General features: G+C 72.2%; 23 protein-coding genes. 8 read left to right on the top strand and 15 right to left on the bottom strand.

Translation table 11 applies throughout. The features are described 5' to 3' along the window. Nucleotides 1-20: 20 nt before the first annotated feature. The 3 genes from tilS to dacB all read right to left on the bottom strand — a co-directional run bounded on the left by tilS (nt 21) and on the right by dacB (nt 4,008). Nucleotides 21-1,112 (bottom strand): tRNA lysidine(34) synthetase TilS, encoded by a 1,092-nt coding sequence (tilS, locus tag ACZ6S6_RS35385; RefSeq protein ID WP_362964190.1) that lies wholly within the window; start codon nt 1,110-1,112, stop codon nt 21-23. Nucleotides 1,113-1,313: 201 nt separating this feature from the next. Next, a complete protein-coding gene (locus tag ACZ6S6_RS35380; protein WP_362964192.1) occupies nt 1,314-2,447 on the bottom strand; it encodes a zinc-dependent metalloprotease in 1,134 nt (377 codons plus the stop codon). A 55-nt stretch (nt 2,448-2,502) separates the two neighbouring features. Continuing rightward, the gene (gene dacB, locus ACZ6S6_RS35375) at nt 2,503-4,008 is read right to left on the bottom strand and encodes a D-alanyl-D-alanine carboxypeptidase/D-alanyl-D-alanine endopeptidase (RefSeq protein WP_469709120.1); all 1,506 of its coding nucleotides are present in this window, start codon (nt 4,006-4,008) and stop codon (nt 2,503-2,505) included. Nucleotides 4,009-4,094: 86 nt separating this feature from the next. Here dacB and ACZ6S6_RS35370 point away from each other — a divergent pair, with 86 nt between their 5' ends. After that, nucleotides 4,095-4,589 (top strand): inorganic diphosphatase, encoded by a 495-nt coding sequence (locus tag ACZ6S6_RS35370; RefSeq protein WP_123460069.1) that lies wholly within the window; start codon nt 4,095-4,097, stop codon nt 4,587-4,589. Nucleotides 4,590-4,763: 174 nt separating this feature from the next. Beyond that, complete coding sequence (locus ACZ6S6_RS35365) at nt 4,764-6,476, top strand: threonine/serine exporter family protein (RefSeq protein WP_362964196.1); 1,713 nt, start codon at nt 4,764-4,766, stop codon at nt 6,474-6,476. Between the two features lie 51 nt (nt 6,477-6,527). Here the strand turns inward: ACZ6S6_RS35365 and ACZ6S6_RS35360 are convergent, their stop codons facing one another. Then, nucleotides 6,528-7,247 carry a DedA family protein gene (locus tag ACZ6S6_RS35360; protein WP_362964198.1) on the bottom strand — a complete coding sequence of 240 codons (720 nt, stop codon included), beginning with the start codon at nt 7,245-7,247 and terminating at the stop codon, nt 6,528-6,530. Nucleotides 7,248-7,396: 149 nt separating this feature from the next. Between ACZ6S6_RS35360 and ACZ6S6_RS35355 the strand changes: the two genes are divergently transcribed. The 3 genes from ACZ6S6_RS35355 (at nt 7,397) to ACZ6S6_RS35345 (ending at nt 10,641) form a co-directional block, all read left to right on the top strand. Beyond that, nucleotides 7,397-7,762: a YbjQ family protein gene (locus ACZ6S6_RS35355; protein ID WP_469709118.1), complete on the top strand. Its 366-nt coding sequence runs from the start codon at nt 7,397-7,399 to the stop codon at nt 7,760-7,762. A gap of 85 nt (nt 7,763-7,847) precedes the next feature. Continuing rightward, nucleotides 7,848-9,122 (top strand): ion channel protein, encoded by a 1,275-nt coding sequence (locus ACZ6S6_RS35350; protein WP_469709116.1) that lies wholly within the window; start codon nt 7,848-7,850, stop codon nt 9,120-9,122. A gap of 97 nt (nt 9,123-9,219) precedes the next feature. Beyond that, nucleotides 9,220-10,641, top strand: a complete 1,422-nt coding sequence (locus ACZ6S6_RS35345) for a glutamate decarboxylase (protein WP_469709114.1) — start codon at nt 9,220-9,222, stop codon at nt 10,639-10,641. 33 nt (nt 10,642-10,674) lie between these two features. Here the strand turns inward: ACZ6S6_RS35345 and ACZ6S6_RS35340 are convergent, their stop codons facing one another. From ACZ6S6_RS35340 to ACZ6S6_RS35320, 5 genes are all read right to left on the bottom strand, one after another. After that, a complete protein-coding gene (locus tag ACZ6S6_RS35340) occupies nt 10,675-11,460 on the bottom strand; it encodes an ABC transporter permease (RefSeq protein ID WP_469709112.1) in 786 nt (261 codons plus the stop codon). Then, nucleotides 11,457-12,377, bottom strand: coding sequence for an ATP-binding cassette domain-containing protein (locus ACZ6S6_RS35335; RefSeq protein ID WP_469709167.1), 921 nt, complete (start codon nt 12,375-12,377; stop codon nt 11,457-11,459). Before ACZ6S6_RS35335 ends, ACZ6S6_RS35340 begins: the two co-directional genes overlap by 4 nt. Before the next feature lie 104 nt (nt 12,378-12,481). Next, nucleotides 12,482-13,123 (bottom strand): PadR family transcriptional regulator, encoded by a 642-nt coding sequence (locus ACZ6S6_RS35330; protein WP_469709110.1) that lies wholly within the window; start codon nt 13,121-13,123, stop codon nt 12,482-12,484. 48 nt (nt 13,124-13,171) lie between these two features. After that, nucleotides 13,172-14,629 carry an aldehyde dehydrogenase family protein gene (locus ACZ6S6_RS35325; RefSeq protein WP_362964208.1) on the bottom strand — a complete coding sequence of 486 codons (1,458 nt, stop codon included), beginning with the start codon at nt 14,627-14,629 and terminating at the stop codon, nt 13,172-13,174. Nucleotides 14,630-14,683: 54 nt separating this feature from the next. Further along, complete coding sequence (locus ACZ6S6_RS35320) at nt 14,684-15,565, bottom strand: helix-turn-helix domain-containing protein (protein WP_123460079.1); 882 nt, start codon at nt 15,563-15,565, stop codon at nt 14,684-14,686. Nucleotides 15,566-15,898: 333 nt separating this feature from the next. On the opposite strand from ACZ6S6_RS35320, the gene ACZ6S6_RS35315 reads away from it, so the two are divergent. Beyond that, nucleotides 15,899-16,396, top strand: coding sequence for an ATP-binding protein (locus ACZ6S6_RS35315; protein ID WP_362964210.1), 498 nt, complete (start codon nt 15,899-15,901; stop codon nt 16,394-16,396). Nucleotides 16,397-16,466: 70 nt separating this feature from the next. On the opposite strand, the gene ACZ6S6_RS35310 is transcribed toward ACZ6S6_RS35315, so the two are convergent. Continuing rightward, a complete protein-coding gene (locus ACZ6S6_RS35310) occupies nt 16,467-16,709 on the bottom strand; it encodes a DUF397 domain-containing protein (RefSeq protein WP_073733643.1) in 243 nt (80 codons plus the stop codon). A gap of 249 nt (nt 16,710-16,958) precedes the next feature. On the opposite strand from ACZ6S6_RS35310, the gene ACZ6S6_RS35305 reads away from it, so the two are divergent. After that, a complete protein-coding gene (locus ACZ6S6_RS35305; RefSeq protein WP_469709108.1) occupies nt 16,959-17,456 on the top strand; it encodes a hypothetical protein in 498 nt (165 codons plus the stop codon). 51 nt (nt 17,457-17,507) lie between these two features. Here ACZ6S6_RS35305 and ACZ6S6_RS35300 read toward each other — a convergent pair whose 3' ends face one another. The 3 genes from ACZ6S6_RS35300 to ACZ6S6_RS35290 form a co-directional block, all read right to left on the bottom strand. Then, entirely contained in the window at nt 17,508-19,658 is a 2,151-nt protein-coding gene (locus ACZ6S6_RS35300; protein ID WP_469709106.1) for an FUSC family protein, read from the bottom strand. 135 nt (nt 19,659-19,793) lie between these two features. Next, entirely contained in the window at nt 19,794-20,972 is a 1,179-nt protein-coding gene (locus ACZ6S6_RS35295) for a DUF2786 domain-containing protein (RefSeq protein WP_469709105.1), read from the bottom strand. Between the two features lie 213 nt (nt 20,973-21,185). Further along, a complete protein-coding gene (locus tag ACZ6S6_RS35290; RefSeq protein WP_362964218.1) occupies nt 21,186-22,097 on the bottom strand; it encodes an NADP-dependent oxidoreductase in 912 nt (303 codons plus the stop codon). Nucleotides 22,098-22,216: 119 nt separating this feature from the next. Here ACZ6S6_RS35290 and ACZ6S6_RS35285 point away from each other — a divergent pair, with 119 nt between their 5' ends. Further along, nucleotides 22,217-23,926, top strand: a complete 1,710-nt coding sequence (locus ACZ6S6_RS35285; RefSeq protein ID WP_469709102.1) for a bifunctional 3'-5' exonuclease/DNA polymerase — start codon at nt 22,217-22,219, stop codon at nt 23,924-23,926. A gap of 3 nt (nt 23,927-23,929) precedes the next feature. On the opposite strand, the gene ACZ6S6_RS35280 is transcribed toward ACZ6S6_RS35285, so the two are convergent. Next, complete coding sequence (locus tag ACZ6S6_RS35280) at nt 23,930-24,142, bottom strand: hypothetical protein (RefSeq protein WP_362964222.1); 213 nt, start codon at nt 24,140-24,142, stop codon at nt 23,930-23,932. Between the two features lie 137 nt (nt 24,143-24,279). Further along, nucleotides 24,280-25,113, bottom strand: coding sequence for a dioxygenase family protein (locus ACZ6S6_RS35275; protein ID WP_469709100.1), 834 nt, complete (start codon nt 25,111-25,113; stop codon nt 24,280-24,282). Nucleotides 25,114-25,289: the final 176 nt, after the last annotated feature.

Raw genomic sequence — 25,289 nt, 5'->3', positions numbered from 1 at the left:
GCATGTCAGCCGCTTGTGCGTCAGCTCTGCCGAATCACCAGTCTGCCACCCTGGCGCAGGGCTTCGACGCGGCCGGGCAGGTTGATGGCCTGCTGGCCGCGCCAGCCGGTGATGAGACGGTCCACTTCCTCGATGTGCCGGGCGAACAGGGAACCGGCCGGGGAGCCCGCCTCTATGGCTGCCCGGCGCAGTACCCGGCGGCGCACGGCGGGCGGCAGGACGCAGAGCTTGGCGCACTCCAGCCGGCCCGCTTCGTCGCGTACGTCACGGCCGGCCTCGGCGGCCCAGGTGTCCAGGGCGTCGGCGTCGTCGCGGGAGAGCTGCGCCGTACGGGCCAGGGCCTCGACGACTCCTTTGCCCAGCGCCTTCTCCAGGGCGGGCAGGCCCTCGTGGCGCAGCCGGGAGCGGGTGTAGGCGGGGTCGATGTTGTGCGGGTCGTCCCAGACCGTCAGGGACTGGACCAGACAGGCCTTGCGGGCGGTCTGCCGGTCGAGCTGGAGGAAGGGGCGGCGGTAGCGGCCGGCCGGGCCGGACGCGGCGGCCATGCCGGAGAGGGAACGGATGCCGGAGCCGCGGGCGAGGCCCAGCAGTACCGTCTCCGCCTGGTCGTCGCGGGTGTGGCCGAGCAGGACGGCGGCGGCGCCGTGGCGTTCGGCCGCCGCGTCCAGTGCGGCGTAGCGGGCGTCGCGGGCGGCGGCCTCGGGCCCGCCGCCCTGACCGACGCGCACCGCGACGGCCTCGACCGGGTCGAGGTCCATGGCGGTGAGGCGGCCGACGACCTCGGTGGCCCGGGTGTCGGAGCCGTCCTGGAGGCCGTGGTCGACGGTGATGCCGCCGGCCCGGACGGCGAGTTTGCGGGCCTCGAAGGCGAGGGCGGAGGCGAGCGCCATGGAATCGGCGCCACCGGAGCAGGCCACCAGCACCAGGGGGGTGTCGGGGCGTTCGGGGAGTGCGGCGCGCCGCCTGCCGGCGCCGGCTTCGGCGAGCTCGGGGTGCGGGGCGCGTCCGGCGTGCGGAGCGCGTTCGGTCTGTTCGGCGAAGTCGGTGAGTACGTCGTGGAGTACGCGGCGGACCGCCAGGCGTATCGCCGCGACCGCAGGATGGGGACCCATGTCCGGTGCCCTTCGTGAAGTTTCGGAGAGGTGCCTCGGAGTGCCGGGACAGGAAAGAGTGCCGTCACTCAGAGTGCGTCGATGGTGACAGAGCAATGCCGTTCATCGAGCATTGCACGGCTTCCCATGCCCCTACGGTCCCTCGGATGGGTGATTACCGGCGCGTTTACCTGTGGCCACGAGCCCCTGTTCGCGCCGTGATCATGACTCTGCCTTACGGTGCACCCTCGCGATCCAGTCCGCCGGCCTGGCGATCTCCGCCTTCGTCGGAAGGGTGTTGGGCGACGTCCAGACCCGGTTGAAGCCGTCCATGCCGACCTCGTCGACCACGGCGCGCACGAAGCGCTCGCCGTCCCGGTACTGGCGCAGCTTGGCGTCGAGGCCCAGGAGCTTGCGCAGCGCCTGGTCGAGCCGGCTCGCGCCCTGCGCCCTGCGCTGCTGGAACTTCTCCCGGATCTCGCCGACGGAGGACACCACCTCGGGGCCGACGCCGTCCATCACGTAGTCCGCGTGCCCCTCCAGCAGGGACATCACCGCGGTGAGCCGGCTGAGGATCTCGCGCTGGGCGGGGGTCTGCACGACCTCGACGAGGCTGCGCCCGCCGTCCTCGCCCTCCTCGCCCTCGGGCCGGCCGCCGGCCAGCGACTGCGCGGCCTCGCGGAGCCGTTCCAGCACCGTCATCGGGTCGACGTCGGTCTCGTCGAGGAATGACTGGATCTCACCCTGGAGGTGGTCACGGAGCCAGGGCACCGCGGTGAACTGGGTGCGGTGGGTCTCCTCGTGGAGGGCGACCCAGAGGCGGAAGTCGTGCGGGTCGACCTCCAGCTCCCGTTCGACGTGGACGATGTTCGGCGCGACCAGCAGGAGCCTGCCGCCGCCGTCGGCCGATGCGGGGAGGTCACGGGTGGCGGGGGCGAACGTCTCGTACTGGCCGAGGACCCGGGAGGCCAGGAACGACAGCAGCATCCCCACCTCCACCCCGGTCACCTTGGAGCCGACCGCGCCGAGCACGGCGCCGCCCGCGCCGCCGCCGCGCCGCTCCTCCATTTTCTCCAGGAGGGGGCGCAGCAGCTCGCGGAAGCCCGCCACGTTGGCCTTGATCCAGCCGGCCCGGTCGACGACCAGGACCGGGGTGTCCTCCGGTTCGGTGCCCTCCGGGATCATCCGGGTGAAGGCACGGACGTGTTCCTCCGCGGCCTTGGCATGCCTGCGCAGCTCCGCGACGACTTCGCGGGCCTCCTCGCGGCTGATCTCGGGTCCCGGCCGCACAAGCCGGGTCGCGGTCGCAACCGCGAGATTCCAGTCGACCATCCCCGCACCACCGATGCTCGTCATGCGTCAACCGTACGTGCTCGGCCCTTGATGCGGTGAGGTGTTGACCGGCTGCCTGTCAGCGCTTGCCGGCGGCCAGCGCGGTGGCGAGCGAGTCCAGGGCGGACTGGGCGCCGGACGGATCGGTGGTGCCCGATGCCAGGAAGGCGAACGCGAGCAGCCGCCCGTGTCCGTCGACGACCGTGCCCGCGAGGGTGTTGACGCCGGTGAGGGTGCCGGTCTTGGCGCGGATCAGGCCCGTGCCGCCGGACTTAGTCGTGTAGCGGCCGCTCAGCGTGCCGCTGAAGCCGGCCACCGGGAGCCCGGTGAGGACGGGCCGAAGTTCGGGGTGGTCCGGATCGGCCGTACGGGCGAGCAGACCGGCGAGAAGTGCGGCGGTGACCTTGTCCTGACGGTTCAGCCCGCTGCCGTCGGCGAAGTTCACGCCCTTGAGCGGCAGTTTCAGCTTCTTCAGCTGGGCGGTGACGGCCCGTCGGCCGCCGTCGAAGTCCGCCGGTTCGCCCGCGGCCAGCGCGGTCTGCCGGGCGAGCGCCTCGGCGATGTCGTTGTCGCTGTTGGTCAGCGCCCGCTCGACGAGGCCGGACAGCGGGACGGAGAGGTGCCTGGCGACCGCCCTGGACTTCGCGGCCGCCCGCCCTGGGCCGGGTCCGGACCCGGTGTCGATCCCGGCCTCGTCCAGCAGCTCGCCGAAGGCGTCGGCGGCGTCGCGGGCGGGGTCGGTGCTGCGCGGGGCGGGTCCGCTCGCGGTGTCGTCGAGGCGCCCCTCGTTGACCATCAGGGCGCTCAGCGGGGCGATGTTCTCGTTGGGGCCGATCGGGTGGAGCGCGGGCCCGGAGTAGCCGGAGGCGTCGTACCGGAGCCGGACCTCGCGGACCCCGGAGTCCTTCAGGGCGCGTGCGGTGCCGGCGGCCAGGGAGCGCAGGGCCGCCCGGTCCAGGGTGGGGTCGCCGCCGCCGACCAGGGTCACGGTGCGGGAGTCCGCGGAGGCCCGGACGGTGGTGGGGATGCGGTGGTCGGGGCCGAGCGCGGTCAGGGCCGCGACCATGGTGGCGATCTTGACCGTGGAGGCCGGTGTCATGGGGGTGTCGGCCCCCATCCCGTACAGCCGCTCGCCGGTGGCGGTGTCGATGACTACGGCGCTGCGCCGGGTGCCGAGCGCGGGGTCCTTCAGCAGCGGGCCCAGTACGGCGCGGAGTTCGGCCGCCGCGCCGTCCGGGGCGCCGGGGGCGTCCGGCGCGGACCGGTCGGCGGCGGTGCCCAGCGCCGCGAGCACGGCCGGGGCGCTGGGCGCGGGGGCCGGTCCGCCGGGCGCGTCCGGGTCGTGATGTGCGCCACCTGTACGGGCCCGAGCGGCCGCCCAGTCCTGCTCGGCCTTACGCTGACCCGAGTCCCAGGGACCGGCGGCGAGGACGGCGCCGGCGGCGAGCGCCAGGCCGAGAACGGCGGAGACGGCCGTGAACTGCCAGTTGTTCAGCCCGTTCCGCAGGTCGAGGTGGTCCGTCAGGGCCGCCCCGCTCAGCTTGCCGAACGGATTGATCGACGGTCTTTTCACCGGCTCGGCCACCGTTGACCAGCCCCTTTCGCGAGCACACATCCCCGTGAGGGACACTTAACCATCAGTCGTATGTGTTGATCATGGAGGAGCCACCCGTGGAGTTCGACGTCGTTATCGAGATTCCGAAGGGTTCGCGGAACAAGTACGAGGTGGACCACGAGACCGGTCGGATCCGTCTGGACCGTCGACTCTTCACCTCGACCAGCTACCCGGCGGACTACGGTTTCGTCGAGAACACCCTCGGCGAGGACGGCGACCCGCTGGACGCGCTGGTCATCCTGGAGGAGCCGACCTTCCCCGGCTGCCTCATCAAGTGCCGCGCGATCGGCATGTTCCGGATGACGGACGAGGCAGGGGGCGACGACAAGCTGCTGTGCGTGCCGGCCTCCGACCCCCGGGTGGAGCACCTGCGCGACATCCACCACGTGTCGGAGTTCGACCGTCTGGAGATCCAGCACTTCTTCGAGGTCTACAAGGACCTGGAGCCCGGCAAGTCCGTCGAGGGCGCCGACTGGGTCGGCCGTGCCGAGGCCGAGGCCGAGATCGAGAACTCGTACAAGCGCCTTGAGGCGCAGGGCGGCGCGCACTGACATCCCGCCCGGCTCCGTCGACGGCACCGATCACGGTTCCGTTTACGGTTCTGCGCAGGCGACGGGCGGTACACCTTCACCGGTGTGCCGCCCATTTCGCGTGGTCGGCGGTGTCCGTGGCCATACTGGGCAGGAGCGCTACCGAAGACGCGCAGCCGATGATGAGTGAGGTCAGTGGTGGCGGAGCCGGGCGGTCCTGAGGACCAGAAGCCCCAGGCCGACGAGGCACGCAGCGCGTTCTCCCAGCCTGCCGGGGTGGGGAAGTCGGCGCCGCCGTCCGAGGAGGACCATCCGACCTCGGAGTTCGCCCTTCCGTCCGGCCTGACGCCTGAGCCGCCGGGTTCCGGATCCGGCTGGGGAGCGGGTTCCGCTTCCGGTTCCGGAACGGCCTGGGGAACGGACCCGACCGGCTCGGCCTTCGCCCCGCCGCGCACCTACAGCGCCCGGGACTCGCCCGCCTTCACGCCCGCGCACGGCATCCCGATGATCCGGCTGACCAAGGAAGCCCCCTGGCAGGACCGGATGCGCACGATGCTGCGGATGCCGGTGGCCGAGCGCCCGGCGCCGGAGCCGGTCCAGAAGCACGACGACGCGGGTCCCGCGGTGCCGCGCGTGCTCGACCTGACACTGCGTATCGGGGAACTGCTGCTGGCCGGCGGTGAGGGCGCCGAGGACGTCGAGGCGGCGATGTTCGCCGTGACCCGCAGCTACGGTCTGGACCGCTGCGAACCGACCGTCACCTTCACGCTGCTGTCGATCTCGCACCAGCCCTCGCTGGTCGACGACCCGGTGACGGCGAGCCGTACGGTACGCCGCCGCGGCACCGACTACACCCGGCTGGCCGCGGTGTTCCGGCTCATCGACGACATCAACACCGAAGAGGCCGAGGTCTCGCTCGAAGAGGCCTACCGGCGCCTCGCGGAGATCCGCCGCAACCGGCACCCCTACTCCGGCTGGGTGCTCACGCTGGCCGCCGGCGGGCTGGCGGGCGCGGCATCGGTGCTGGTCGGCGGCGGGTTCCTGGTGTTCCTGATCGCGGCGCTCGGCGCGATGCTCGGGGACCGGCTGGCCTGGCTGTGCGCCGGGCGCGGGCTCCCGGAGTTCTACCAGTTCGTCGCCGCCGCGATGCCGCCCGCCGCGATGGGGGTGGCGCTCACGCTCACCCACTGGGCCGACGTACGGCCGTCTGCGGTCATCACCGGTGGGCTGTTCGCGCTGCTGCCGGGGCGGGCCCTGGTGGCGGGGGTGCAGGACGGCCTGACCGGCTACTACATCACGGCGGCAGCCCGGCTCCTGGAAGTCATGTACTTCTTCATCGGCATCGTCGCCGGTGTGCTGCTGGTGCTGTACGGGGGCCTCCAGCTGGGTGCCAAGCTGAACCCGGAGGCGCGGCTCATCTCGCACGACCGGCCGGTGATCCAGATCCTGGCGTCGATGGTGCTGAGCCTGGCCTTCGCGATCCTGCTCCAGCAGGAACGTTCCACCGTGCTGGCGGTGACCCTCAACGGCGGTGTGGCCTGGGTGATCTTCGGGGCGCTGACCCGGACCAGCGGGGTCTCGCCGGTGGCGGCCACGGCGGTGGCCGCCGGTCTCGTGGGGCTGTTCGGGCAGTTGTTCTCCCGGTACCGCTACACCTCGTCGCTGCCGTTCATCACGGCCGCGATCGGTCCGCTGCTGCCAGGTTCCGCGACGTACTTCGGTCTGCTGGGCATCGCTCAGGACCGGCTGGACCAGGGTCTCGCCTCGCTGTCGACCGCGGTGGCGACGGCCGGGGCCATCGCCATCGGGGTGAACCTGGGAAGCGAGATCTCCCGGCTGTTCATGCGGGTGCCGGGTGCGGTCGGTGGCGCGAACCGCCGCGCAGCCAAGCGGACGCGCGGCTTCTGAGGCCGTGCGCAGGGCCCGCGAGGGCCCGGCACGGACTGGCCGGGGCGGGCGTCAGCGCTTGGCGTGACGGCCGCGGCGCCCGGCGGCGCCGCCGCCTCCGGCGGCCGGGTCCTGGCTCTCGTCGTCCCCCGCGACCGCGGCGGCCTGCTTCTTCGACTTGCTGCGGGCGCGCAGGAACTCGATGCCGATCGGCACGACCGAGATCAGCACGATCAGGACGAGCATCGCCTCGATGTTCTCGTGCACGAACTCGATCTTGCCCAGGACCGCGCCCAGGAGCGTCACCCCGACGCCCCAGAGGATCCCGCCGATGATGTTGAACGTGATGAACGAGCGGTAGTTCATCCGGCTCACACCGGCGATGATCGGCGTGAACGTCCGCACGACGGGCACGAAGCGGGCCAGGATCAGCGACTTCGGGCCGTACTTCTCGAAGAACTCGTGGGCCTTCTCGACGTTCTCCTGCTTGAAGAGCCGGGAGTCCGGACGGTTGAAGAGCGACGGGCCGACCTTGCGGCCGAAGAGGTAGCCCACCTGGTCGCCGATGATCGCCGCCAGTGCGACCAGGAGGCAGACCAGCCACAGCGGGGTGTGCAGCTTGTCCGTCGTCACCAGCAGACCCGTGGTGAACAGCAGGGAGTCTCCGGGCAGGAAGAACCCGATCAGCAGCCCGGACTCGGCGAAGATGATGACCAGCACACCGATCAGCCCGAACTGCCCGATGAGATAGTCCGGGTCCAGCCAGCTCGGTCCGAGCGCAAGCGTATTCAAGGGTCCGGACTCCAGGATGTGGTCGATGGCGGCTGCGTGGCCGCCCAAAGCTATCAACGCAACGGAGCCCCTCCGGGTTCCACTGGCCCCCGTGGAGATGCACGCGGGGCGAACCGGGGCAAAACTCGGTCCCAGGAGGTGCCACAACCATGGGCATTGAGGATTACGGCGGTGGCCAGAGGGCACAGGCCGATGTGCTGGTCGTCACCACCAATGACGTACCCGGCCACCAGGTCACCCAGGTCATCGGTGAGGTGTTCGGCCTGACCGTCCGGTCCCGGCATCTGGGCAGCCAGATCGGCGCCGGCCTGAAGTCCATCATCGGCGGCGAGCTGAAGGGGCTGAGCAAGACGCTCGTCGAGACCCGCAACCAGGCCATGGAACGGCTGGTCGAGCAGGCGAAGGCGCGGGGCGCCAACGCCGTGCTGACGATGCGCTTCGACGTGTCCGAGGCGGCCGACGTGGGCACGGAGGTCTGCGCGTACGGAACGGCCGCGGTGATCAGCAAGCTCTGAGCGGTTACGGGGTGCGAGCCCGAAAGGCCGCCGCACTCCGACCTTTTGGACGGTTACAGGGCTTTTGCCTCGCTATGGTGAGCCGATGTCCACCGACTCCGCCGTGTCCGCCGAACCGGTCCCCGCGCGCCGGCTGCTGTCCCTCCTCGTGCCCGCCCTGGCCGTGGGGGTGGTCTCGGCCCTGGTGCTGCTCGGCGTCAGCCTGCTCGCGGAGAAGCTTCAGGACGTGCTCTGGCAGACGCTGCCGGACGCCCTGTCCACCGGCCGGTACTCCTCGCTGTGGATGATCGTGATGCTCACCGCGACGGGCCTGGTGACCGGGCTGGTCATCCGGGCGGTGCCCGGCCGGGCCGGGCCCGACCCGGCGACCACGGGCCTGGTCGATCCGCCGCTGCCGCCGGGCACGGTGCCGGGCCTGCTGGCCGTGACGGTCCTGGCCCTGGCGGGCGGGGTCAGCCTGGGTCCGGAGAACCCGATCACCGCCGCGAACATCGCACTGGCCTGCTGGGCGGGCCGGCGGTTCGCGCCGGACTCCCCGGCCGCCGTATGGCTCGCGCTCGCCGCGGCGGGCACCATCGGCGCGCTCTTCGGCACCCCCGTCGCCGCCGCGCTGATCCTCACCGAGACGCTCGCCTCCCACTCCGGGCCCGGAGCGCTCTGGGACCGGCTCTTCGGGCCCCTCGCGGCCGGCGCGGCCGGGGCCCTCACCATGAACCTGGCCGCCCACCCCAGCTTCGACCTGTCGCTGCCCGCGTACACCCACACCCACTGGGGCGACCTGCTCTCCGCGATCGTGATCGCCTCCGCCGGGGCGGTGCTGGGGCTGGCGGCGGTGTACGCCTTCCCGTACGCGCACAAGGCCTTCCGTGCCCTGCCGCACCCGGTCCTGGCGCTGACGCTTGGCGGACTCCTGCTCGGCCTGCTCGGAGCGCTCGGCGGCCACCTCACCCTGTTCAAGGGGCTGGACGAGGTCAAGGAACTCACCGCCGACCCGGACGGCCGGTCGGCCGCCGAACTCGGGCTCATGGCGGTGGTGAAGACCGCCGCCCTGCTGATCGCCGCGGCCTGCGGCTTCCGGGGCGGCCGGATCTTCCCGGCCGTCTTCTCCGGCGTCGCACTCGGCCTGTGCGCCCACGCGCTCGTCGACGCGGTACCGGTGTCCCTCGCGGTGACCTGCGGGGTGCTGGGGGTGCTGCTGGCCATCACCCGCATGGGCTGGCTCAGCCTGTTCACTGCCGCGGTCCTGGCCTCCGACATGAACCTGCTCCCGCTGCTCTGCGTCGCCTCGCTGCCGGCCTGGCTGCTGGCGACGGGACGTCCGCAGATGCAGCTGAGGGAGGACGGCACGCCGCTGCGGTGAACCCGGGCGGCCTCCCCGGCGCGCCACCCGCCCGAACTGTCCGTATGGTCGGATTCGTACGGCCTCGCGGCCAGGAACCGAGAAGGGCAGGTCGGCGATGCCGCTCCACAAGGGCTCACCCCGCAGCGAACCGTCCGCAGAGCAGCGCAGGCTGGCCCTCAACCCGTTCTTCGGGGAGGCCGACCCGACGGCGGGGATGGAGTCGGCACCGCCCCGGCACAAGCTGCCGGACGCGGCACTGCCGCCCGCCACCGCGTACCGCCTGGTCCACGACGAGCTGATGCTCGACGGCAACTCCCGGCTCAACCTCGCCACCTTCGTCACCACCTGGATGGAACCCCAGGCCGGGGTGCTGATGAGCGAGTGCACCGACAAGAACATGATCGACAAGGACGAGTACCCGCGCACCGCCGAGCTGGAGCGGCGCTGTGTGGCGATGCTCGCCGACCTCTGGAACGCCCCCGATCCCTCGACGGCCGTGGGCTGTTCGACGACCGGGTCCAGCGAGGCCTGCATGCTGGCCGCGCTCGCGCTCAAGCGCCGCTGGTCCAAGCGGAACGCCGACCGCTACCCGGCGACCGCCCGGCCCAATCTGGTCATGGGCGTGAACGTGCAGGTCTGCTGGGACAAGTTCTGCACGTTCTGGGAGGTCGAACCGCGCCTCGTCCCGATGGAGGGCGACCGCTTCCATCTCGACCCGCAGGCCGCCGCCGACCTCTGCGACGAGAACACCATCGGCGTGGTCGGCATCCTCGGTTCCACCTTCGACGGCTCCTACGAGCCCATCGAGGAACTGTGCGCCGCGCTCGACGCGCTCCAGGAGCGCACCGGCCTCGACATCCCCGTCCATGTGGACGGGGCGTCCGGGGCGATGGTGGCGCCGTTCCTGGACGAGGACCTGGTCTGGGACTTCCGGCTCCCCCGGGTCGCCTCGATCAACACCTCGGGGCACAAGTACGGGCTGGTCTACCCGGGTGTCGGCTGGGCGCTGTGGCGCTCGCCCGCCGAGCTGCCCGAGGAACTGGTCTTCCGGGTCAACTACCTGGGCGGCGACATGCCGACCTTCGCGCTGAACTTCTCCCGGCCCGGCGCCCAGGTGGTGGCGCAGTACTACACCTTCCTGCGGCTGGGCCGGGAGGGCTACCGGGCCGTGCAGCAGGCGTCCCGGGACGTGGCCCGCGGCCTGGCCGAACGGATCGAGGACCTGGGCGACTTCCGGCTCCTCACCCGGGGGGACCAGCTGCCCGTGTTCGCGCTGACGACCGCGCCGGAGGTGACGGCGTACGACGTCTTCGACGTGTCGCGGCGGCTGCGCGAGCGCGGCTGGCTGGTGCCGGCGTACACCTTCCCCGCGAACCGGCAGGATCTGTCGGTGCTGCGGATCGTGTGCCGCAACGGCTTCTCCTCGGACCTCGCGGAACTGCTGCTGGAGGACCTGCGGCTGCTGCTGCCCGAACTGCGCTCCCAGGAGCACCCGTTGAGCCGGGACCACGGTCCGGCCACGGCCTTCCACCACTGAGAGGCGGCCGGCGCCGAGGACCGGCCGGAACCCTCAGCGGTTCAGCCGCGCGAACCGCCGTACCGCGAGCGGGAGGAGCACCGCGAGCAGCGCCAACGGCCAGAGCACCGCGAGGAGTCCGGCGTGGGCGGCGGCCCAGGAGTCCCCGCCGCCGCCCGGGTTGCCGAACAGTCCGCGCACCGCCGTGGCCGTCGCCGACATCGGGTTCCACTCGACGACCGCGCCCAGCCACCCCGGCATCGACTCCGGCACCGCGAACACGTTGGAGAGGAAGCCGATCGGCCAGACCAGGATCTGCACCGCCTGCACCATTTCCGGCCGCCCGGCCACCAGCGCCAGCAGGATGCCGAGCCACAGCATCGCGAACCGCAGCAGCAGGAGCAGGCCCACCGCCCCCAGCGCCGCGGCCGGCCCGTCGTGCCACCGCCAGCCCATCGCGTACCCCACCACCGTCATCACGGCGAGCGCGGCCACCGACTGGAGCATGTCCGCGACGGACCGGCCGACCAGCACCGCGCCGGAGGCCATCGGCATCGAACGGAACCGGTCGACGACCCCCTTGTCGAGGTCCCGGGTGACCGCGAGCATGGTGGACTCCAGGCCGAAGGCCATGGTGAGCGCGAGCATGCCGGGCACCAGGTACTCGGCGGTGTCCCCCTCGACGCCGCGCCCGCCGCCGACCAGGTAGTTGAACATCAGCAGGAGCATCACGGGGAAGACCAGACCCACCACGACCTGCACCGGCTGCCGTGCCCAGTGCGCCAGTTCGCGCCGGGTCATGGTCCAGGAATCGGATACCGCCCAGCCCGCCGCGCTCATGCCGCCACCTCCGCGTCATCCGGCCCGTGCCCGGTCAGGGACAGGAACACCTCGTCCAGCGTCGGCCGGCGCACCGCGATGTCCTGCGCCTCGATGCCCGCCTCCGCCAGCACCCGTACGGTCCGGGCGAGCGTCGCCATCCGGTCCCCGGCCGGTGCGCCGGCCAGCCGCCGGTCCCGGTCCACCACCGCGCCGCCGGTCAGCAGCCCGGCCGCCCGGTCCAGTTGCGCCGCGTCGCGGACGACGACGTCGATCCGGTCGCCGCCCACCCTCGCCTTCAGCTCGTCGGCCGTGCCCTCGGCGGCCACCCGTCCGCCGTCGATCAGCGAGATCCGGTCCGCGAGCTGATCGGCCTCCTCCAGGTACTGGGTGGTCAGCAGTACGGTCGTGCCGCCGCCCACCAGGGAGCGCACGGCCGCCCACACCTCGGCCCGGCCGCGCGGGTCGAGTCCGGTCGTCGGCTCGTCCAGGAAGAGCACCTCCGGGTCCGTGATCAGCGAGGCGGCCAGATCGAGCCGCCGCCGCATACCGCCGCTGTACCGCGCGACCGCCTTGCGGCCGGTGTCCGCGAGCCCGAACCGGTCCAGCAGCTCGTCCGCCCGGACGCCCGCCCGGCGTGCGCCCAGGTGGTACAGCCGCCCGAACATCTCCAGGTTCTGCCGGCCGCCGAGCTGCTCGTCGACCGCCGCGTGCTGCCCGAGCAGCCCGATCCGGCGCCGGACCTCGCCCGCCTGCCGCCGTACGTCGCATCCCGCCACCTCCACCCGGCCCTCGTCGTGCCGCAGCAGGGTCGACAGGATGCGGACCGCGGTGGTCTTCCCCGCGCCGTTGGGGCCGAGCACCGCGTGCACGGTGGAGCGGGCGACCGCGAGGTCGAGGCCCTCCAGGGCCCGCTTCGCGCCGTACCGCTTGTGCACTCCCTCGACGACGATCGCGTCGGTCAAAATCGCCACACCCTCTCGTAGTCAAATTTGACTAGCGAGGGAAAGGTAACCGGCCGCACTGCATTCGTCAAACTTGATTAGTGGGCATCCCCGGGATCGGCGACACCGGTGGCGTACGGGTTCTCCTCGCCCTCGGCGAGCACGCCGACGAACGGTTCGCCCTCACCCGCGAAGGTGTACGCCCCGCCCTCGATCCGGGCGATCAGCCCTCGCGTCCAGTCGGCGCCGGCGTCCGCCGAGTGCACCCACATGTTCATGATCTCGCCGATGTGGCCGATCGACTCGGGGCCCGCCTCGGGCGTGTAGTACTCGGTGACCGACGCCCGCCACGTGGCCAGTCCCGCCACCCGCTCCTTGAGCAGGGACACCGCCTCGGACCGCTCCAGGTCGACGATGCCGCCCAGGCCCGCCGACAGCACGTCCAGCTTCTGGTCGTACGAGGTCAGCGCCGCGCGCAGCAGGGTGAAGTACTCCTCGTCGCCCTGCTCGGTGATCTCGTACTCGGTACGCGGCGGGCCGCCGGCCGTGCTCGGGGCGACCTCGTGGGCGAGCAGGACGCCCTGCTTCGCCATCTGCTTCAGTGCGTGGTAGATCGATCCCGGCTTGGCGCTGGACCACTCCTGGGCGCCCCAGTACTCCAGGTCGTTGCGGATCTGATAGCCGTGCGCCCGGCCGTGCTGCCGCACGGCACAGAGGACCAGTAGCCGGATCGCGGACATACCCACACACCTCTCTACTCAACTTTGACGAGAGTAGCCGTGCGCGATTCAGAGCGGGAAAACGCTCCGGCCGTGCTGGATCGATATCCACCTCTGGGTGGTGAAGGCGTCCACCGTCGCGTCACCGTTCAGCCGGCCCGTCCCGGACTGCTTCTCGCCGCCGAAGACGACCAGCGGGTCGTCCTGGACGGTGGCGTCGTTGACGTGGAACATCCCGCTGCGGATCCGCCGGGCGAACCGGACCCCGCGTTCGGCGTCCGCGGTGTGCACGGCACCGCTGAGCCCGTACGGGCTGTCGTTGGTCATCCGTACGGCCTCCTCCTCGCCGTCGAACGTGACCAGCAGCGCCACCGGGCCGAAGATCTCCTGGGAGAGCAGCGGGGAGTCGTCCGCGAGTCCGGCGAGCACGGTGGGCTCCACGAGATTGCCGCGGGTGCGGCCCCGGACCAGCGCCGTGGCCCCGTCCGCGACCGCCTGGTCGACCAGCGCGGTCAGGGCGTCCGCCTGGAAGGTGTTGATGACGGGGCCGATCTGGGTGTCCGGGTCACGCGGGTCCCCGGTCCGCAGCGCCGCCACGCGTGCGGTGAACTTCTCGGTGAACTCGGGCGCGACGGCCCGGTCCACCAGTATGCGGTTGGCGGCCATGCAGACCTGGCCCTGGTAGACGAAGCGGCTGAAGACCGCGGCGTCGACCGCGTAGTCGATGTCCGCGTCGTCGAGCACCACCAGGGCGCTGTTGCCGCTGAGTTCGAGGATGGTGCGCTTGAAGAGCGCCCCCGCCGTCGCGCCGACGTGGCGGCCGACCCGGTCCGATCCGGCGAAGGAGATCACCTTGGGGACGGGGTGCTCTATGAACGCGTCACCTATCTCGGCGACGTCGGTGACCAGGATGTTGAGCAGCCCGGCCGGCAGCCCCGCGTCGTGGAAGATCTTGGCGACCAGCCCGCCGCCGACCACCGGGGCGTTCTGGTTGGGCTTGACGACGACCGCGTTGCCGAGCGCCAGGGCCGGCGCGGCCGACTTCATCGTCACCAGGAAGGGGAAGTTGAAGGCGCTGATGACGCCGACGACCCCGACGGGCCGCCGGTAGAGCCGGTTCTCCTTGCCGTCCACCGGGGACGCCAGGATCCGGCCGCCGGGGTGCAGCGCCTGATGGGCGGCCTCGCGCAGGAACTCCTGAGCGGCGCGGAGTTCGTACCACGCCTTGGTCCGGGTGCCGCCCAGCTCGTCGATGACCGCCTCGACGATCTCGTCGGCCAGCTCCTCGGTGATGCGCAGGGCCCGCTCCATGACCCGGGCGCGCTCGTACGGACTCGTGGTGGCCCAGGTCCGCTGCGCGCGCTCGGCGGCGCGGTAGGCGCGGTCGACCTCTTCGACGGTGGCGATGGTGATCGCGGCGAGCTTTTCCCCGTTGTAGGGATTGAAATCGATGATGTCCCACGAGCCGGTGCCGGTGCGCCATTCACCGTCGATGTACTGGTCGGCCAGCTCGCGGAAGAAGGACATGCGATCCCTTACTGCAGGTGCAGACTCCTGTGGGGGTGTCATGGTACTGAAAATTCAGGAGAGTTGGAGTAGACCACGGAGCAGATCCCGGCTCTCCTCGGGCCCTGGGCTGTCCGCGTGGAGCCGCACCATCGCCTTTTCGTACTGGGCGACTTCCTCGGCCTTGTCCAGATAGAGCGCACTTGTCAGCTGCTCCAAATAGACAATGTCCGACAGATCGGATTCCGGGAATCGCAGCATCGTAAAAGAACCGCTCTCCCCCGCATGTCCGCCAAAACTGAAGGGCATCACTTGGAGAGTGACGTTCGGCTGTTCCGACATTTCGATCAGATGCCGCAATTGTTCCCGCATCACCTCGCGCCCGCCGTACGGCCGGCGCAACGCCGCCTCGTCCAGCACGGCGTGGAAGCGGGGGGCCCGCTCGGCGACGAGTGCCTTCTGCCGCTCCAGCCGCAGCGCGACCCGGCGGTCGATCTCGGCAGCGGGGGCGCCGCGCATGCCCCGGGAGACGACCGCGTGGGCATAGCCCTCGGTCTGCAACAGACCGTGCACGAACTGGACTTCGTAGATCCGGATGAGCGAGGCCGCCCCTTCCAGACCGATGTATGTCTGGAACCAGCCGGGCAGCACATCGCCGAAACTGTGCCACCAGCCTGCCACGTTGGCCTCACGGGCCAGGCCGAGCAGGGAGTCGCGCTCCACCTCGTCCGTGACGCCGTAGAGCGTGAGCAGGTCCTCGACGTCCCTGGCCTTGAAGCTCACCCGTCCCAACTCCATGCGGCTGATCTTCGATTCGGAAGCCCGGATGGAGTAGCCGGCCGCCTCACGGGTGATACCGCGCGAGTCACGCAGCCGTCTGAGCTGTGAGCCCAGCAGGATGCGCCGCACCACGGATCCACTCGACTCGCCTGCCGCCACTGGTCCAACCCTCCCCATCGCTTCCCGGGCATCGGGGCTCCCCCTGAACCCCAAGAGCCGGATTCTGCCATCAAAACGCTTCAGCCCGTACTCATTCGATTACGGAAATGGGAAGACTTGCCCAAGACTCCAAAACTCTACACAGGAAGAAATGAGCAAGAACCGGCACGGGATCGGACAGGTCAGGCGCGTGCACGTGCATCTGCCCTTGCATCTGCCCTGCGCATTCGGAACCATGGGCGTCGCGCACCTGCGTGCTCGTTCGTGTTGTGCCGCTGTACCCGAGTACCCGTAGTACCGAGACAGCCGCGAATCCCGGGAGTGCCTCGCATGGGGACGAATGGATCGACGATGCTCGAGCCGTTACGGCAGGGGCTTCCCCCCATCGATCCCTCTGCCGTCTCCGGATCAGCCACCTGTACGCTGCCCGCCCGTTACGAGGCCGTCGGCGGGGCCAGACAGTTCACCCGGTCGACCCTGACCGGCTGGGATCTGAGCGAGCGGTTCGACGATGTCGCGCTCGTGGTCTCCGAGTTGGTCACCAACGCCCTGCGGCACGCGCTGCCCGCCGACATCCCGCGCGAACCCCAGGACCCGCCCGTGCGGCTGCACTTGATGCGCTGGACCTCACGGCTGGTGTGCGCGGTGCGCGACCCGAGCCGGGCGAGCCCGGTGGCATCGGAGGCCGCCGACTCCGCGGAGTCGGGCCGCGGGCTCTTCCTGGTGGAGTCCTTCAGCGACTGCTGGGGCTGGCACCACTCACCCGTACTGAGTACGGAGGGCGCCCCCGGCGCCGCGCTGCGCGGGAAGGTCGTCTGGGCGCTCTTCCGGCTGTCCGACCCGGCGTGACACACCGCCGGGAGGACCGTGCGACGCCGCGCACGACGGCGGGACGCGGTGTCGCACGGCGGGACGGAGGTCAGCCCTCCGCGATGAGGTGGTCGAACTCCCCGTCCTTGACGCCGAGCAGCAGCGCCTCTATCTCGGCCGGCGTATAGACCAGCGCCGGACCGTCGGGGTGGCGCGAATTGCGCATCGCCACATCCCCGTCGGGCAGTTTCGCGAACTCCACGCAGGATCCCTGGGAGTTGCTGTGTCTGCTCTTCTGCCAGGCGACTCCGCGAAGCTCTGTCGCCGCCATGCCGTTGTACACGTGGTGCACAGGACGCTCCCCGAGTTGCAAGGTGCAAGTGTCAACTGTCTCGGATCATAGCTGTGTTCAATTTCTCCTGCATGAGCGGATGCATGGGCAGATGCACGTGCACGCGCGGTGTTCCTTTGATTACAGCTTCACGCAGGAGAGACGAATGGCGGGCCTGTTCCGCTCCCGATTCCCCGAAACGACCCCCTCAAGCCCGTCGCGACCCACTGGTAGCTTGGCTGGTCTTTCGTCATCCAGGGGGAATTCCACATGCGCAAACTCGTACGTACCGGTGCAGTTGTCGCCACCGGCCTGCTGACCGCGCTCGCGCTCACCGGCTGTGGCAGCGACAGCGACAAGGGCGGCACGGACAAGGAATCCGGCTCCCCCACGACCCCGGCCCCCGCCGGCAGTGACGGCTCCGGCTCCGCGACGGGCGGCGGGGACAGCGCTTCCACCGGCGGGCTCAAGGCGCTGGAGGGCGCCTGGGCCGGGCTGAGCGACGGCAAGGCCGTGGTGCTGTCCGTCGCATCCGGGAAGGCCGTCGTCATCGCCGACTCCCATGTCTGCTCGGGCAGCGCCAAGGGCACGGACAAGGTGACGCTGGAACTCAAGTGCACCGACGGCGACACCGGCCGGACCGCGGGGGCCGTCGAGTCCAACGACGGCAAGACCCTCGTCGTCTCGTGGGACGGCGGGACCAAGGACACCCTCGGCAAGACCGACGCCGACTCGCTCGAAGGACTGCCCGGCCTGCCGACCCCGTAACACCCGTAACCGGTAAGGCCCTTGGCGGCCGGCCGGACGTCACCGCGCCCCTCAGTCGTCGTCGGACGCGCCGGGCCGCGAGCCGTCGTCCAGGCCGCGGGAGAACTCCTCCAGGGCTTCGAGCAGGAGGGCGGCCCCGTTCCGTACGACCGGGTCCGACCCCTCCTCGCGCAGCCGCTCCTCCTCGTCCCACTTCCTCAGCGCCTCCCGCACCTGCCCCCAGTCCGGCACCCGCCGCTCCCGCACCGCCTTCGCGCCCTGCTCGGTGGCCCGGCGCAACGCCTCGGCCAGCGGGGCGGCCTCCGGTACGGGGGTGGCGCCGCCCTCCGGGAGGTGCGCCTCCATCAGCATCGCGACCCGGCCGAGCTGGGACAGGGCGTGCTGGGTGTCTTCCGCGGCGGCGCGCGAGAGACCGCGGTGGCGCACCGGTTCGTGCTGGGCGGTGGCCACCGCCTCCTGCCAGGCGACGCGGGCCGCACGGGTACGCAGCAGCGCGTTGCGCACGTCGTCGTGACCGCGGTCGGCCGGATCGGCGTACTGGTCGACGACCGAGGCGGCGTACCGGCCGTCCTCCTTCAGCCAGTCGCCGAGCCGGTTGCGCAGCCGCGGGGTCTCCCACGCCGGGTAGACGGCGTACGAGATCATCGCGAGGACCCCGCCGCCGAGGGTGAGGACGACCCGTTCCAGGACGGTCTGCGACCAGTCGTCACCCGCCATGCCCAGCAGGAAGACGACGTACGCGGCGACGCACGCCTGCCCGACCGCGTAGCCGGTGCGCATCAGCAGGTACATCAGCAGGGCGCAGACCACGGCGAGCACGGCGGACAGCCCCACACCGGGGTGGGCGGTCTGGACGATCGCGGTGGCGAGGAAGACCCCGACGACGGTGCCGCCGAAGCGGGCCACGGAGCGTTCGTACGTCTTGGAGAACTCCGGCCGCATCACCATGACGGCCGTCATCGGCGCCCAGTAGCCGTGGCCGTACGGCAGCGCGGTGCCCAGGAGGTAGCCGACGGCGGCGACGACGGAGACCCGGACGGCGTGCCGCAGGATCGGGGAGCCGTGGTGCAGTTCGAGGCGCATCGACTTGAGCACGACCGGGACCAGCCGCAGCAGGGTGGGGCGCTTCTGGTGCTCCGTCTGCCGCCGGCCCCGGCGCCGGCCCGCCTTGATGGCGTCGGCGGTCTCCTCGGCCTCGGCCCGTTCCTCCTTGGTGCCGTCGCCCTCGGCCGCCTCGATGACGTCGGAGAGCAGGGCGGCCAGCCGGTCGGCGGCGCGGAGCGGCGGGCCGGTGAGCAGCGCCCCGGTGTCGGGGGTCTTCAGGGCGGCGACGGCGGGCGCGGGGAGCCGCACCGGGTCGCCGTGCCGGATCGCCCTCGCCGCCGCGTCGAGCAACGACGCGGCGGCGGCGAGCAGCTCACGGACCCGGTCGCGCTCCGGGCCCTCGGCCGGTACGCCCATGGCCGGGTCCGCGAGCGAGGCGAGCACCGGTCTGATCCGCTCGGCGACCCCGCGTGAGCCGTGCAGTTCGGCCGGGCGGCGGCGGGCCTGGCGCGGGGTGACGGCGGCCGCGCTGCGGGCCTCCATCAGCGGCACCGGGTCGAAGTGGGCGACCGGGTCGTGGCGCAGCCTGCGGGCGTAGTCCGCCTCGGCGGCCAGCGCGTCGGCGAGGGCGTCGCGCTGGGCGCCCCATCTGCGGACCGGGAACAGCACGATCAGCGCCGCCTGGACCACTCCGCCGAACGCGATCACCGCCCCGTGCAGGGCCGCCTGGGCGACGGAGGTGGGCAGGGTGATCGTCACCAGCATGATCGCTACGTTGGACGCGGCGATGATGCCGCCCGTGGGGCCCGCCGCCCAGGCCAGTCCGGCGAAGAAGGTCCAGAGCACCAGCAGGAGCATGAAGAGCGCCAGCCGGGAACCGGTGACATAGCCGAGGAACGTGGACACCGCGAGGCTCGCGCCGGAGACGAGCGCGAGCACCGGACGCGGCCGCCAGCTGCGCTGAAAGGTGGCGATGGCCGCCTGGAACGCGCCGAACGCGGAGCTGGCCGCGACCACGGGCCCGAAGAACGCCAGGCTCACGCCCATCACCAGGGCCAGACCGGCCGCGCCGCGGATGGCGATCAGCGGTTCGAGGCGCGGCCGCTCGATCGTCAGCCCCGAGCGGGCGGTCTCCTTCAGCGCCCGGAGCCAGCTCATGCGCAGAGCCTAACCGGATTTACCGTTATGCCTGGCTTGTCGCGCTCGATGGCCGGGCCCCGTCACCGAACCGGCCCCGCGATCTCCGCGGCCTCCGCCACGTCCGCCGCCCTCGCACCGGTTCGCCCGACGCCGTCAGCCGGAGATCTCCCGGGCGTCCGCGCCCATCCTGGCCCGGTCGGCGGCGGCCGTCCCGTGGGTCCAGCCGTCCGGGTCGGTGGCGCCCCGCACCCGGGTGGTCGTGGTCTGCGGGAACATCCGCTCGGCGGTGTCCGTGACCGCCATGTCGCGGGCGGCCAGCACGGGCAGCAGCCCGGGGTCCGCCGCGGCGGACGGGCCGGCCGCACCCTCCTCGGCGTCGGCCTCCGCGGTGGCGCGGGCGGTGCTGTCGGCCAGCCGGCGGCCCAGCCGCTGGGCGTACGCCATCAGGAAGGACTGCCGGAAGGTCTTGGTCCGTTTGCGCCCGCCGGCCCGCTGGCCCGCCTCGGCCCTGGTCATCGCCACGGTGCCCTGCACCAGCAGCGAGGTGTGGAGCAGTTCCACGGCCTCCAGGTCCGATTCGAAGCCGACGACCGTCGTGAAGCCGAGATCGCTGTTCCACACGGCCCGGCAGCGGTTCGCGGAGGCGACGGCGTCGAGCAGGATCGCCTTGGCCGTCTCGTAGGGGGCGTCCACCCCGATCCGGCAGGCGCCCGGCGCACGGCTGCTGTGCGTACGGGCGGCGAGCAGCGCCTCGTCGATGCTGTGCCGGGCCATCAGCTCCTGCGCCTTGGTGGTGAGCGCCTCCGCCTCCTCGGGGAACCCGGTCGCCTCCGCCTTGGCCAGCAGCGCCCGGATACGGGTCAGCATGCGGGGTTCGTCGTGCGCGGGCGGAAGGCTCAGCCCGTCGCGCGGCGCACCGGGCGGGGGCCCGACCGGCTCGATGGCGGGCAGCCGCAGGAGCAGCCGGTAGAGCCCGAGGAGCCCGGAGGCGTACGAGAACCGGTCGGGCCGGTTGACCGGCGGCGCCGGCGGCAGCTCGTCCAGCTGGGGCTGCCAGCGGGGCGGCAGCCGCTCGTACCGCCGGACCTCCGAGGTGATCAGCCCGGCGGCCAGACCGGCCCCGTGCTCGTCGAGTTCGCGCCGGACGACCCGTACGACATCGGCGGGCAGCCAGCCGCGCTCCCAGGCGCGCCGGACGAACTCCTCGCCGCGCCGCAGCAGCTCGGCGTCGGCGGCGGGGTCGGCGGCGAGGAGGGAGGCGCCGGTGTCGAGACCGGCGTCGCCGTCCGAGTACAGAGCAGCCGCGAATGCCTGGTCGATCACCGGTTCCATGAGGTCAGGGTAGGCGGGGCGGGGTAGCCGGGGTGGAGTCGACGAGGCTGGGCAGGCGGGGCGGGGTAGCCGGGGTGGAGTCGACGAGGCTGGGCAGGCGGGGCGGGGTAGCCGGGGCACGGCCGGAGAAGTTCATCCACAGCCTGTGGATACCGAACGCCGACCGGCAGCCACATCCTCGAAAGGCCGGCCCCGGCGCCCAGCCGGGACGCGTCACGGCAGGAGGACGAGTTTCCCCCGTACGTGCCCCGCCTCGCTCAGCCGCTGCGCGTCGGCCGCGTCGACGAGCGGCAGGGCCCGCTCGACCGGCACCCGCAGCTCGCCGTCGGCGGCGAGCCGGGCGTGCTCGGCCAGCTGCGCCCCGGACCGGGAGCCGCCCCCGGAGAAGGCGACCCCGTACTCGGCCGCGTTCTGGTCGGCGATGGTGACGATCCGGTCGGTGGTGCCGCCGCGCAGCTCGATGGAGTCCGGCAGCGCGCCGCGCCCCGCCACGTCGAAGACCGCGTCCACACCCTGGGGAGCGGCCTCGCGCACCCGGCCGACCAGCCCCTCCCCGTACTCCACCGGGGTCGCCCCGATCACCCGCAGATAGTCGTGGTTGGCCGCGGACGCCGTACCGATCACGGTCGCGCCCCGGGCCGCCGCCAGTTGTACCGCGGCCGAGCCGACGGCTCCGGCCGCCCCGTGCAGCAGCAGGGTGTCGCCCTCGCCCACGGCGAGCTCGTCCAGGACGCGCTGGGCGGTGTTCGACGCGATGGTCAGCGCCGCCGCGTCCTGCCAGCTCAGCTCGGCCGGCTTGCGGGCGACGAGCGCGGCATCGGCCAGGGCGTACTCGGCGTAGGAACCGGTGGCGCTCCAGCCCAGCACCTCGTCACCCACCTCGACACCGGTGACCCCTTCCCCGGTCCGGTCGACCACCCCGGCGAACTCGACGCCCGGGATCGCCGGGAGCGAGGTCGGGAAGGCCTCCTCCATCCAGCCGTGCCTGATCTTGTAGTCCATCGGATTCACCCCGGCGGCCATGACCTTCACCCGTACCTGCCCCGGACCGGGGTGCGGGTCCTCGACCCGGGCCGGATGCAGGACCTCGGGTCCGCCGAACTCCTCGAAAACGATCGCTTCCATCGCGCCTGTCCCCTCGGTGGCTGCTGCGGGCCCCGAAGCAGGCCCCTGCCGATCCTCCCGCCTGCGACGCGTACGCGCACGCCGCCTCGCTGTCAGTGCCGGGTGCCAGACTCGGCCATATGACCGAACGCTGGGCCCTGGCCACCACGGAGAGCGGTGGCGCCCGCCTCGTCCCGCTCGACCCCACCGGCCTGCCCACCGCCCCCGTCGTGACCGAACCCGACCTGGTCGAGGCCGTCCGCTCGCGTCCCGGCGTCACCCGCTGGGTGTGGCGCTCGACCGCCGAGATCTACCCCCGGCTGCTCGCCGCCGGGGTGCCCGTGGCGCGCTGCTACGACATCGAGGCCGCCGAGTCCCTCCTGCTGGGACACGAGGGCCGGCTCGGCGAACCCCGCTCCGCTGCCGCCGCCCACGCCCGGCTGCTGCGCGCCCCGGTGCCGCCGGATCCGCCGCCGCGCTCGGCGGTGCCCGGCCCCCAGTCCTCCCTGTTCGAACCCAGGTCCGGCACGGACCTGCCCTTCGACGCCCTGCTCCAGGTCTACGCGGACCAGCTCGCCCGCCACGGCGCCACGGACCGTCCGGGCCGGATGCTCCTGCTGACGGCCGCCGAGTCCGCCGGCATGCTGGTCGCCGGCGAGCTGAACCGCTCGGGGCTGCCCTGGCGGGCCGACGTCCACCGGGACGTCCTTCAGGAGCTGCTGGGCGAGCGGTACGCGGGCGGTGGCGAGCCCCGCAAGCTGGCCGAGCTGGCGGACGAGGTGTCCGCCGCCTTCGGCCGCAGGGTCCGCCCTGACCTCCCCGCCGACGTGGTGCGGGCGTTCGCCCAGGCCGGCATCAAGGTGAAATCGACCCGCCGCTGGGAGCTGGAGGAGCTGGACCACCCGGCGGTGCGGCCGCTCATCCAGTACAAGAAGCTCTACCGGATCTGGACGGCCCACGGCTGGAGCTGGCTCCAGGACTGGGTCCGCGACGGCCGCTTCCGCGCCGAGTACCAGCCGGGCGGCACGGTCAGCGGCCGCTGGACGACCAACGGCGGCGGCGCCCTCCAGATCCCCAAGGTGATCCGGCAGGCGGTCGTCGCCGACGACGGCTGGCGGCTGGTCGTCGCGGACGCCGACCAGATGGAGCCGAGAGTGCTGGCCGCGATCTCCCGCGACCGGGGCCTCATGGAGGTGGCCGGCCACGACGGCGACCTGTACACCGCGCTGTCCGACCGCGCCTTCCACGGCGACCGCGACCACGCCAAGCTCGCCCTGCTGGGCGCCGTCTACGGCCAGACCTCGGGGGACGGCCTGAAGAATCTGGCCGCTCTGCGCCGAAGGTTCCCGCACGCCGTCGCCTATGTGGACGATGCCGCGAAGGCCGGGGAGGAAGGCCGTCTCGTACGGACCTGGCTCGGCCGCACCAGCCCGCCCGCGGCCGGCAGCGGGGACGACGGGGAGGCCGGAATCCCGCAGGAGGGCGACGACCCGTCGGCGGACGGCTCCGAGCACCCGGACGGCGGGTTCCCGCCCGGCTATGCCTCGTCCGACGCCCGCGCGCGCGGCCGCTTCACCCGCAACTTCGTGGTGCAGGGCAGCGCCGCCGACTGGGCGCTGCTGCTCCTGGCCGCCCTGCGCCAGTCGCTCGCCGCCGCCGGGCTCCGGGCCGAACTGGTCTTCTTCCAGCACGACGAGGTGGTCGTGCACTGCCCGCAGGAGGAGGCCGAAACGGTGGTGGAGGCGATCCGGGCCGCCGGCGCACTGGCCGGACGGACCGCCTTCGGCGAAACACCGGTGCGCTTCCCGTTCACCACGGCGGTGGTGCGGCGCTACTCGGACGCGAAATGAGGGTCAGGGGCTGTGCGGCGGACGCGGCCCCGGAGGCGGTGTCCCGCCGCCGCGGCGGCCGGCGGCCGGGGTGCGGAACACGGTGAGTCCGTGGTCCCGGGGAGCAGCGGCGGCTGCCAGGTGCCGGTGGCGGTTGCGTCCGTTGAGCAGATGGATCGCGAGCGCCACCACGGCGATCATGCCGATGACTACCACGACGGTGATCAGGGTCTCCATGCGTTCTGGCCTCCTCGGGCCGTCCCCCGCCATCCCCCTGCCGTCCCTCCAGGCTACTGCGCCTCGGCTGACGGCGGGTGCCCCGGGGAGGAGCCCGGGGCACCCGCGGCGGCGGTGGTGCCCGCCGGTCCGCTCGTCTACCCGCGTTCCCACAACGCGGGGACGTTCGGCGGCTCCCAGCCGGTCAGGGCGGTGTGCGCCTGCAGACAGCGGTACGCGACCCCGCCGTACGTGACGCGGTCTCCCGCGTTGTAGAGCGTGCCCGTCGCCCAGCTGCCGCCCGGATCGGGCGGGTCCGTCGGATCGGTCGGGTCGGTCGGGTCCTGCGCGATGTCGAGGACGAAGTCGAAGGTCCCCTCCTTCGCGGAGCCGACCGCCCGGACGTTCATCAGGAGCGCCGGGTCGAAGATGCTGTCGGTGTTGTTGCGCGGCTCGTCCGGGAAGTAGAGCTGCGTGGTGAGGATCCCCGAGCCGGGCGCCTGGGCCTTCACATGGATGTGCCGGGTGCGGCCGGGGTACAGCCCCGGCACGATGGTGGAGAGGGTGAACGCGCCGGAGGCGTCGGTGAACTGGTGCCCGCGGAAGCCGAATCCGCTCATGTCGTACGCACCGTTGGTGTCGGCCTGCCAGAAGTCGAGCAGTACCCCGGCGACGGGCTCGCAGGCCCGCCCGAAGACATAGCCGCTGACGGTCAGCCGGACGCCGGGCGTACCGGAGGTCACCAGGCTGGTGCGGAGCGGGGAGTTGGGCTTGAAGTACGGGCCCTCGATCTGGTCGTGGGTCGGGGCGTCGCCGTCGTCGCAGTCCGGTGTCGGGGCGAGCGGCAGGCCGGTGGAGCCGGTGTCGCGTGCCAGCGCCACCCCGGTCCCGGCGAACAGCGGGACCGCGGTGGCCACCAGGGCGGCCTTGAGCAGCGTCTTGCGGCTGATCCGCCGGTCTTCGGGGAAGCGGTCGACGGGGTCGGGGGTCATGGCGGACTCCTCGGGATGGTGGGGAAGGGCACGTGCGGGTGCAAGGGGGTGGGGGGGGCCGGCCCCCCCCCCCCCCCCCCCCCCGCGGCGGGGGGGGGAACCCCGGGCCGGGGGCCCATCCCCGGGCGGGGGGAGAACCCGCGGCGGGGGGCACACCCCCAGCCCCCGCCCCGGGG

Source organism: Streptomyces sp. NPDC048671, from assembly GCF_055587045.1.
This window is presented reverse-complemented; position numbering and strand designations above follow the sequence as displayed.